Source organism: Treponema sp., from assembly GCF_051883275.1.
Classification (GTDB): Bacteria; Spirochaetota; Spirochaetia; order Treponematales; family Treponemataceae; genus Treponema_D.
Map to the genome: position 1 here is coordinate 102,161 of NZ_JBJETK010000068.1, position 10,547 is coordinate 112,707.

7 protein-coding genes are annotated in these 10,547 nt (G+C 42.5%); 4 read left to right on the forward strand and 3 right to left on the reverse strand.

All coding sequences use genetic code 11. The features are described 5' to 3' along the window. The first annotated feature begins 162 nt into the window (after window positions 1-162). The 4 genes from ACI4L0_RS10825 (at window position 163) to ACI4L0_RS10840 (ending at window position 7,695) form a co-directional block, all read left to right on the forward strand. On the forward strand, window positions 163-3,285 hold the full coding sequence (locus ACI4L0_RS10825) for a hypothetical protein (protein ID WP_439800184.1): 3,123 nt from the start codon (window positions 163-165) through the stop codon (window positions 3,283-3,285). Between the two features lie 140 nt (window positions 3,286-3,425). Continuing rightward, complete coding sequence (locus ACI4L0_RS10830) at window positions 3,426-4,928, forward strand: 6-hydroxymethylpterin diphosphokinase MptE-like protein (RefSeq protein WP_439800185.1); 1,503 nt, start codon at window positions 3,426-3,428, stop codon at window positions 4,926-4,928. After that, window positions 4,925-6,418, forward strand: a complete 1,494-nt coding sequence (locus ACI4L0_RS10835; RefSeq protein ID WP_439800186.1) for a 6-hydroxymethylpterin diphosphokinase MptE-like protein — start codon at window positions 4,925-4,927, stop codon at window positions 6,416-6,418. The genes ACI4L0_RS10830 and ACI4L0_RS10835 overlap by 4 nt, the downstream gene beginning before the upstream one ends. Then, window positions 6,415-7,695 (forward strand): hypothetical protein, encoded by a 1,281-nt coding sequence (locus ACI4L0_RS10840; RefSeq protein WP_439800187.1) that lies wholly within the window; start codon window positions 6,415-6,417, stop codon window positions 7,693-7,695. The genes ACI4L0_RS10835 and ACI4L0_RS10840 overlap by 4 nt, the downstream gene beginning before the upstream one ends. Window positions 7,696-7,789: 94 nt before the next feature. Here ACI4L0_RS10840 and ACI4L0_RS10845 read toward each other — a convergent pair whose 3' ends face one another. The 3 genes from ACI4L0_RS10845 to ACI4L0_RS10855 form a co-directional block, all read right to left on the reverse strand. Further along, window positions 7,790-8,350 carry a tetratricopeptide repeat protein gene (locus ACI4L0_RS10845; RefSeq protein WP_439800188.1) on the reverse strand — a complete coding sequence of 187 codons (561 nt, stop codon included), beginning with the start codon at window positions 8,348-8,350 and terminating at the stop codon, window positions 7,790-7,792. Continuing rightward, window positions 8,347-9,270 (reverse strand): hypothetical protein, encoded by a 924-nt coding sequence (locus ACI4L0_RS10850; protein WP_439800189.1) that lies wholly within the window; start codon window positions 9,268-9,270, stop codon window positions 8,347-8,349. The genes ACI4L0_RS10845 and ACI4L0_RS10850 overlap by 4 nt, the downstream gene beginning before the upstream one ends. A 23-nt stretch (window positions 9,271-9,293) precedes the next feature. Then, the coding region (locus ACI4L0_RS10855) for a DUF5915 domain-containing protein (RefSeq protein WP_439800190.1) at window positions 9,294-10,547 on the reverse strand (1,254 nt) is incomplete at its 5' end.

Sequence of the window (10,547 nt, forward strand, 5' to 3'; positions counted from 1 at the left end):
ATTTCGGCACTTTACATTCAAAACTGAAATGCGGCGGCGTTTTTTTTCTGTGGATTTTTTTTTCAATATATAGTAAAATAAATGTATTGATTTACAATAATAAATCCGATAATGTTATAGATTTTTTTTATAAAATGAAATTTCTTACCAAGAGGATTCCAGATGAGCGAAGCAGCAGAAAAAAAGAGCGAACTCGATGAATACGGTGTATTTCTAAAAAGTTCCGCACCGGCAGAAAAAAAAGACATACCTGAAATTATAGAAACAGAAGAACTGACAGAACCAGTTTCGCTGGAAGATATAGAAATTCCTGAAATTTCCCCTGAACAGGATATTGAAGAAACCCTTGAAAGCTCAGTGGACATCGGGGAAGACTCCTTTGAAGTGCCGGAGCCGGATTTTTCCGACAGCGGAGACAGCGCAATAGCAGATGAAATTTCCAAGCTCGGCAGCTTTGATGATATTCCGGTGGACTTTGCAGAGCCGGATGCAGTGCCGGAGCCGGAAGCAGAAGAAGCCGCGCCGCTTTCTGATGAAACCGTAGAAATTGACGACAGCTTCAGCGGACTTGCTGAAGAAGCCAGCCCGGATACCGCTGTTGACATCCAGGAATTCCAGGACGGCGAAATTGACATAGACTCATTCATGGAAAGCAGCTCGCCGTCTGAAAAATCAACTGAATCCCTTGACTTTGGCGACGGAGATATCGACCTTGATGCGTTTATGGACGGCGAATCATTTGAATCTGAAAAAGAAGAGCAGACAGAAATAGAAGAAGCCGATCCGCTTGACATTGACCTTGACTTTGAAGAGCCTGTGCTCGAGGGAAGTTCCAGCGAACAGGAGCAGGCAGGCGCGGCGGAAGACGACAACGAAGACTTCGACTCACTCTTTGAAAACCTCAAAGACACCACAGTGGAAGTTTCTGATTTTGACATGCCAGATGAAAAAGAAAAAGCCCCTGCCCCGTCTGATTCCGGAGTTTCAGAAGAGATAGACCTTTCTGACTTTGGTTTTGAAGACAGCAGCGAAAACCTGAATCCTGTTCTGGACGAAGGCACAAAGAAACAGCCGGAAGGTCCTGTTGACTACGAAATGAACGTTGACATCGAGGAAGAAAGCGAGCCGCAGCCGGAAAAAGAAAAGGCCACTGTGGAATCAGAATCTTCGGACGATGACATTCAGGTTGATATTTCGCAGGACTCAGAAAAGCCAGTCCAGAAAGAACAGGCTACAGACCTTTCTTCCCCGGACGACAGCTTTGACATTGATTCAATTTTCAGCAATATCGAAGACGAAAACGGACAGACCGTAGATTTTTCTTCATCTGATGAAGAGAAAAAAAAACTAGACTCTGAAGATTCCGCTGAATTTGCAGAAACACCGGTTGAGCTTGCCGATACAGGATTTGAGGCAGAGCAGATTGAACCCTTGGAAGAGCCTGAAATTTCAGAACAGAACAGTGAAATTCCACTTGATGATTTTATGGGAGAAGAAGGCTTTACCGACGGAGGCCCTGGTGTAACCGGTCCGTACAATGAAGACGGCACAATGATTCAGAACCCGGAAGAAAAAGAGCCTGAAATTGCAGAGGAATCTGAAACTATAGAAGAGTCAATCATAGAGGACTTGGAAGAGCCCGAAACTATAGAAGAACCAGTAATCGTGGAAGATTTTGAAAAGCCTGAAATCGTGGAAGAACCCGAAACTATAGAAGAGCCAATAATCATGGAAAATCTGGAAGAGCCGGAAATTCTGGAAGAACCCGAAGCTATAGAAGAGCCAGCAATCATGGAAAACTTGGAAGAACCTGAAATTGCAGAAATTCCTGAAATCATGGAGGAAACTGCAATTTCTGAAGATGAGCTTGAAATTCCTGAAACTACAGAAACCGAGCCTCTTGAAACTCCTGATATTTTTGAATCAAGCGAGCCGCAGGAAGAGCCGGAAGCGGAAGCAGAATTCAATGCAAGCGACTACATAGATGAGCCTCCAAGTTATGATATGACAGGCATAACGGTAACCCCTGATGACCTTGAAAAATGCGTGGAACCAGCAGAGGAATCAGTTCCAGACACATTTGAAGAAGAGGCCGCTTCGCTTTCAGAGGAAGAGAATTTTGACACTGGAAGCGATAAGACAGAAAAGCAGACATACAGTGTCTTTTCGGTAAAAGAAAATTCAGACAATGGAGTCAATATGGATGAAAATGACTCCGCATATACAGATTCTGAAATCCAGGCAACTGAAGACATACAGCCGCTGGAGGAAAAAATGCAGACAGAAAACATTGAGAATGAAGTAGACAAAATTGATAACTCTGCAATACTCAATAAAATTGCAGAGGAACTGGCTTCTTTGAAATCTGAAATAAACGGACTAAAAGATGAATTCGAGGAGCTCAAGAAAAACGGTGTTTCCGCCAGCGGAAATATAGCGCCGCAGGAAGAGGAGCTTGAATCCGCCGAGCCAGAGGAACCAATCGCTGAGCCGGAGGAAGTTCTCGATGAAACAGAAGAGCTAATCAACGAGCCGGCGCCTGTTGTGGAGGAATCTCAGAACACAGGTTTCTTCAATAATACTGACGAGGATGATACAATCGCACTGAGCGGCGATGAGCTGAGCAATATTTTGAATTCAGCTGAATTCACTTCCCGTGACGCAGAAAACATTGAGCCTGAGCCTGAACTGGAAGAAGTGCCGGAAGCGGAAGAAGCTGAAGAGCTGGAGGAAGAAATAACAGTTCCAGCCGCAGAAGAAGAGGACATTCAGGAGCCGGAGCTTCCAGAGCAGATTTCAGAAGAAACCCCAGCGGAAGATGAAAATCAGACTATAACAGATGATGATATTCCTTCCCCTACTCTTGAATCTCTGAATTTTGAGAATTCAAATGCTTCCGAAGAGCCGCTCACAGAAGGAAACATCGAATACCTCACAAGCGAAATTCCAGAGGAGCTTCAAGAAATAAAGGAAGAAGACGAAGATGAAAATCTGGAAACCGGAATCAGCGAACAGCCAGTGGAAGATGTGTTCTCAAACTGGGAAACAGAGCAGAATCTGACTCCTGTTCAGGAAGAAACAGCGCAAACCGAATCTGCTGCAACAGAAGAAATCAGAGACCGCTCGAACGAAATTCCAAGCGACATAAAGGAAGAAATAAAATCTGTTCTTGCCTACATGGATCAGCTTTTGGAAAATCTTCCAGAGGAAAAGATTGCAGAATTCGCACAGTCAGAGCAGTTTGAAACATACAAGAAGCTTTTTGCAGAGCTTGGTCTTTCCTGATGCATTTTTAGAAAGCGCATAAGGAAACTTAAAAAAGGAGCCATGTTTCTATAAGGAAATGTGGCTCTTGCTTTTAACGGCAATTTCAAGCGATTTTACTGGAATTTTTAGGGCTTTCCTAAAGAATTTCAGGAGGAACTATGGAGTTTTCAACAGCACGGAACGGAGAAAGAACCTGTTGCGAAAACGGATTCCAGCTTCATTCCTTATACAACCCCACAAAGGAAGCGGAGCGTTTCTGCGAAAACATAGAATGTAATTTTAACCCGCATTATCTTCTTGTAACTGAACCGGCGCTATCCTATTGCAGTTCCTTTCTTAGAAAAAAATTCAGCGGCGCGATATTATGCTGTGTCCGCTTTTCAATGGATTTTTCAAGCACAGACGAATGTTGGGACAAAGTTTTTCATGCATCCGGAGAGGACGGAAAAAAGAACACACGGCTTGAAGAAGAAATTTTCAGCTTTATGGGCGACGAAGGAATTTCCGCCTGTCTATTTCTTTCATGGAAGCCAAGCGAAAAGGCATTCAAAGAGCTGCACGAATTCACCTGGAATGAGATAAAATCCGCAGTATTAAAAAGCAGAGCTGTTCTTGCAACCAGAACTTTTTTCAGCAAAAGATGGACAAGGAACGCAATAAGATTTTCCCTGTTCACAGAAAAAACAGCCCGGATTCAAAAAGGAACAGCAGACATTGTTGTCTGCGCAAGCGGCCCTAGCCTAATGCAAAACATTCCGTTCTTAAAAAAAAACCGGGACAAATTCTTTTTAATCGCAGTTTCTTCAGCGGCAGCTCCGCTCGTTCACTATGGAATTGAGCCGGACTTATGCATTTCCACTGACGGAGGATACTGGGCAAAGCTTCATCTTGCTCCGCTGTGCGCACTAAAAAACATTCCGCTTGCGCTGCCCGGAGAAGCTTCATGCTTTGCTTCCATTCTGTGCAATTCCGCTGTTGTTCCTCTTTTTTACGGGGACGGCTGCTCGGAGGAAATTCTGAAAGGCTCAGGGTACCAGGGGCTTTCGGCAGTCAGAAACGGAAGTGTGAGCGGAACAGCCGCGCTTCTTGCCCTTTCACTCACAGAGGGAAATGTTTTTTACTGCGGACTTGATCTTGCGTACACCAAAGGATTTGCTCATGTTCAGCCCAATGAGCTTGAAAAAAGGAATGCGGCAGCTGAAAACAGGATAAACACGGCAGAAACAAGAATCGCCGCCTGTGAAATAAATGCGGCCTCCATTGCAATCTACAGAAACTGGTTTTCGTCCTTTGATTTTCAGGGGCGGATTTACAGGCTAAGCGACCATTTTTATTACAGCTCAAGGCTTGGAAAAATAGAGGACGTCAGCTGGGATTTCTTTGAAAAAAGGAATTCAGCCAGCGGAAAAAAAATGCCGGAAATCATAAAGTCAGAATCTCATTTCAGCAGAGAAAAAAGAATGAATCTTCTGCGTGACATCATCATAACAAATATGTCAAATCCTGAATGGATAAAAAATGCGCTCCCCTCTGAAACTGTGGCACTGGAAAGATGCAGAACTCCAGAGGAAACAGAAGAGCAAAGAAAAAAAATCCAGGAAAAAATGAAAATATTTTTCTGCGATATAATGGGAGCATTGGGAAAAGGCACAGCGATATGATTTATTCAGATAACACAGTCACCGCAAAAAACGGAAGCGTAGTTCCATTATTCAAGAACGGAAAACCATCAGCCTCAAAATATAATCCTGATGCGGAGCAGATTTTTTTTGAAAGCGAACCGGAGGGCTGTGTTGTAGTTGCAGGAATCGCAGGCGGATTTCATATAGAAAAAATTCTGAACAAAGAGAATGTCAGCCTTGTGATTGCAGTAGAAGCAGACAACGAAAGCCTTGAATTTTGCAGACAGTTTCCGGCTGTAAAAAAACTTGAAGAATGCAAAAAAGTTGTGATGTGCGAAAACAAAACCCTCAAGAAAATTCTGTGCACACGATACTTTCCAGCACTGTATAAAAACCTAACGCTGGTTTTCAACAGGGCATGGAAAAATGAAAACGCTGAAACTGCACAGGAAACAGCCAGCATTGTAAAAGATTCAGCCGAGCAGATTTTATTCGACTATTCCACCCAGGCGCATTTTGGAAAAATATGGAACAGAAATATTCTCTTGAATCTTAAATTTATTTCAGATCACTTTGAAGCAAAGAATTTTTTTGCATTTCCCGTCAGCTCAAGCGAAACAAAAAAGACCGCAGCGATAATAGCAGCCGGCCCGACATTGGATAATTCCATAGAGGAAATAAGGAACGGAAATTTTTTCATTGTGTCAACCGACACCGCTTTCGGCACGCTTGTAAAGCACGGCATAATTCCAAACGCAGTCATCAGCATCGACTCACAGCATATATCTTCAGAACATTTTCTGTGCGGTCAAAACAAATCAGACACGGCATTTATTTTTGATTTATCCGCAAATCCAGAATTCGCAAGGCATGCATTTCAGAGCGGAAAAAGAATTCAGTTTTGTCCAGGGCGGCACCCTCTTTCATCGCTCGCAACAAAAGAACTTGGAATACCTGAAATAAATTCAGGAGCAGGCACTGTAACAATCGCCGCTGCTGACTGGGCAAAAAACTGCGGATTCTCAAAGCTGAAATTCTTTGGAGCAGACTTTTCATACTACCGCGGAAAAGCTTATGCAAAAGGCACATATCTTGAAAGCCAGTTTATGTCAAACTCCAGCAGACTTTTTCCGCTTGAAGAAAAATACTGCGCCCTCATGTTCAGAACCGAGCTTGAAAAAATCCCGGAAAAAAAAGAAGCCTACACAAGCGATGTCCTAAAAAAATACAAGGCTTCGCTTCAAGAATGGGCAGAAGCAAATTGTTTTTCCATAAAAGACGGAATCTATATTTCAGACAGAAAAGTGCCTCAGCAGCCTTTGCAGAAAAAATTCATATATTCAGAATTCATTTCCAGTTTTTTAGATGAAATGAAGACTCTTATGGAAAATCCGGAGCCTGACATAATTTTGCAAAGCAACACCGGGCGGGCCATTCTGCCTGTACTTGCTTTTTTTAAAAACAGCACACTTTTTGAGCGTTTGAAACTTGCATACAAACAAGCTCTGCGTTATAATTATACGCTATGAGAGCTAAAGGAAGTTCATTTTTTATACCGGCAGTTTGTGCTGTTTACATCTTGTCAGTTTTGTTTTTCGTTGTTTCACTTGCCGCTGAATACAGGCGTGGAATTTTTTATTCTCAAAATCGCTTTAATTCTATTACCAGGGATTTAAGCAGAATCAGCAAGAATTATACACCGCAGAGTAAAAAATTCTATGACGAATTTTTGTTTTCACTTGGAAACGTATCAGACATTGCGGGACTTCAGCTAAAATATGGAGAGGAATTGATTTTCTCTTACCCCGGGAAAGTCTCTGATTTGGAAAAGATAAATTCCTCGCTTGTAAAAATGTATACAACAACAGTGTTTTCTGAAAACGGAATACCTGTTTCTCTTATGTCTTCTATATATCTTTTGAAGCCTGTTTCCATTTTTTACAGAGGCCGCATTGCTCTTATAGCCGTTCTGCTGGCAACTGTATCAACAGCCGTATATCTTGTATTTTTCACAAGGAACAGCAAAGTTCCAGCCCCTGCCGAAGCAAACAGCACTGAATATCCTGAAATTGAATCCTATGACGATTTTCCTGAAGACACAGAAGAAATGCCGCAGGAAAATGAAACTTCTTTGGAATCCGATGAAATACAGCAAGAGTCCCCGGAGCAGCCGGAAGAAGAAGATGTCCTTGCATTTTTGAATGAAGAGCCGGAGCAGCCAGAACCAGAGGAAAGCCAGAATGAAAAAGAAGAGCCATCCGGGCTTTTCTGTCCTGACACGGGATTTGGATGGGAACAGTATATGCTCACAAGGCTTGACAGTGAGCTTATACGCTCCGCTTCAGGCGATCAGGATTTGTCGCTGTTTACTATAATAATAAAAGGCATAAGCTGGACTTCCGAATGTGGAAAGGAAATCAGCAGGGTGATTCTTGAAAAGATAAAATTCAATGACTTGGTTTTCAACTATAAAGAAGACGGCGCAAGCATTATTTTCCAGAACCAGAACACAGACAAATCTCTTGTCATAGCGGAAGAGCTTCATGCGGATATTGCATCAGTGCTTTCAAAGTACAATGAAAGCCGCTTTATTGGCATAGGAATTTCTTCCAGATCACTTCGCCTTATATCTTCAACAAGACTTGCAAATGAAAGCGAAGAAGCTCTCAGCAGAACAACAAATGACTCTCCGATAATTGCATTCAGAGTGAATCCTGAGCGGTACAAGGATTATCTTGCATCCGAATCATTTCAAGATGAAAAACAGGATTCAGATTCAAAAGAGAATGTTCAAGAGGAACTCTAAGACCTTTGCTTTTGAGTTTTTATAGAAACACGCAAATAAAATTGGCAGCCTGAAAATTCGTTGCGGATGATTTTTCAAGCTGCCTTTTTTTACGTTATTTTGAATCTTCCGGAATAGCTTTTTTCAGCTCCTGAAGAGAGTCTTCGTAAGGAAATCTCTCTTCAAAGACAACAAGCTTTTCGCTTGCTTCAGTATAATTTTTTTGAGCTATAAGAACTAAAATAAGATTTTTTAAAACAGAAGAATCATCAGGATTTTCTTCATAGAGAGCAGAATAAAGAGTCTGCGCTCCGGCTAAATTTCCGCGCATCGCTTCTATATAGGCCAGGGAGCTTTTTAAGGTTATATTTTCCGGGTCATTTTCGAGCAGCTCATTGAAAGAAGCCGCCGCCTTTTCCCAGTTTTTTAAATAGACATTGCAGACTGCAATTTCATAAAAAGCGTATTTATGAAAGGATTCTGAAGCCAGCGATTTTTCATAATAGACAACAGCCTTTTCATATTTTTCGATTTTTTTATATGCCTCCGCAAGCGAAAAATATTCTTCAAAAAGATTCTTTTCTGCAAGCGAACGCTCATAGGGAATTGAAGTACAGCAAAAAAAACAAGGCAACATTCCCAAGAGAAGGCAAAAACAGATTTTCAGAGTTTTCATTTCCTCACAGACTCTTCAATAACCTTATCGTCCACAACTTTGTAATGTTTTCCTGTAATAGGATCGCGCAGGAACAAATCAGCAATTTTGGTTTCAGAAATCTCAATGCCGGATATTTTCAAGGTTAAATCATCAGGCTGCTCAATGGTTCCGCCCGTCATCGCAAAAGAAAGGCTAAGCAGCGCCTTCAATGCAACAGCGCTTCTCTTGTCTGTCAGATGGGTAAAAAACGAAAGCTCGTACTGTCCCGGAGAATTTTTTTCCGCAGAATGTTTCAAAGTGCCATAAATAGCATCAGTGCCGACATTCACAGTTTGACCTATGAGGCTGCGCAGATACTGCCCCGGTCTGGTTATGTAGAAAAATATTTCGCCCTGCGGCTGTTCCTGGGAAATCCACTTTTTCCATGCGGCATCAGGAGCAGGCTTATTCTCTGCAAAATTTTCCAAAAGCAAATCCACATTCTGTGAAGAGCAAATCAAATTGGAAGCTGGAAAAGCCGCCTGAAATTCACTTTTTGCATGGATAAATTTTTCAAAGTTTTTTGATTCATACTGAAAATAGGAACGCTCCCAGCCATTTTTCTTGGAAAGCGCAGACTGAAGCACAATATGCGGAATTGAAGTTTTTGATACAATCTGTAGGCGCGAACGATCCTCAACAGTTCCAACTCCGGCATACAAATTCTTTGTCCTCTCCGCAATGGACATCGCATCCTTCTGCGCAAGCCCCGAAATACGCGCGCATAAAATTCCGGAAACAAGCTCCTGATTTTTGCTTGCAGGAATACTTATATAAATGCTGGAATCCTCTTCAAGCAGCGAAAGGGGATCTATCTCCGGGACAAAAGTAGTCACCTCAGAAGATTTGCATCCAAAAAAACACAACACAAGCAAAAAAACAGGAAAAAGTTTCTTCATAAAAACAACCTCGCAAAAATCAGCTATATTTTTTTAACAGCGACAACCCACTTTTCATCCTCGCAGTCAATCTCTGTGCCGGAAATTTTTTCGTTCCAAATAATAGAGGAAGCAAGTGTTTCGTTTGATACAAAATCCCTGAAAAATTCAAAGGCAGATTTCAGCACTTCAGAGCCGCCTACAGAAAGTTCAATTCTGTCTGTAATTTCAAATCCGCTATCTTTTCTCAGATTCTGAATTCCGCGAACCAAGTCACGGACATAGCCTTCTTTTTTCAATTCGTCAGTAATCCGTGTATCAAGACCGACCGTCAGCGTTCCGTCATTCAGAACTTTCAAATTTTCCTTTTCAAAACGCTCAACAATAACATTGTCCTGGTTCAAGGAAATGCTTCCGCCTTCAAACTGCAAATCAACAGACTTTCCTTCAAGAATCTGCTCAATCTGGGCAGCCGGAAGTTTTTCTATTTCCGATGCCGCAGCCTTCATTTTTCCGCCAAGCTGCTTTCCAAGCACACGGAAATTTGCCTTTGCCTTGTATTCAACAAGCTCAGCCTCGCGCTCATGGAAGACAACCTCTTTTACATTCAGCTCCTCAGCGATTGCATCCTGCATGCTGGAAAGAACTTTTTTCTCCTCGGCATCACGGGTAACAAGCGCGACACTTGCCAGTGGCTGGCGGTTTTTCAAGTTGAACTGATTTCTAAGGCTTCTTCCCATAGAAACAGCTTTCTGGACACTTGCCATCTGGAATTCAAGCTCCTTGTCGCGGAAACACTCATTGCAGACAGGATAATCCATCAAATGCACCGACTCCTTGTCCTGGGCTGTCTTTAGATTCTGCCACAACTCCTCTGAAAGGAACGGAATAAAGGGCGCTGAAACCAGGGCAAAAGTTTTCAGGGCAAAATAAAGCGCACCGTATGCCTCAAGCTTATCAGCATCACTGCCGGACTTCCAGAAGCGGCGGCGGTTGCGGCGAATATACCAGTTATTAATCTGGTCAATAAATGAAAGCATAGGATCTATTGCCGCGCTGAGATCATAGTCGTCAAGGGCTTCGGAAACTTCCTTGACCATTTTCTGAGAAACAGAAATAATCCAGCGGTCAAGAGGATTATCAGGAAGCTTGCTGTCAAATTCATGACCGGTGCAGACAACTCCGTCAATATTCGCATACTGAACAAAGAACGAATAAGAATTCCACAAAGGCAAAATAATACTCTTGATAACGTCGCGTACGCCGTCATCGCTGTAGCGCAGGTCGTCCGCCTTTAC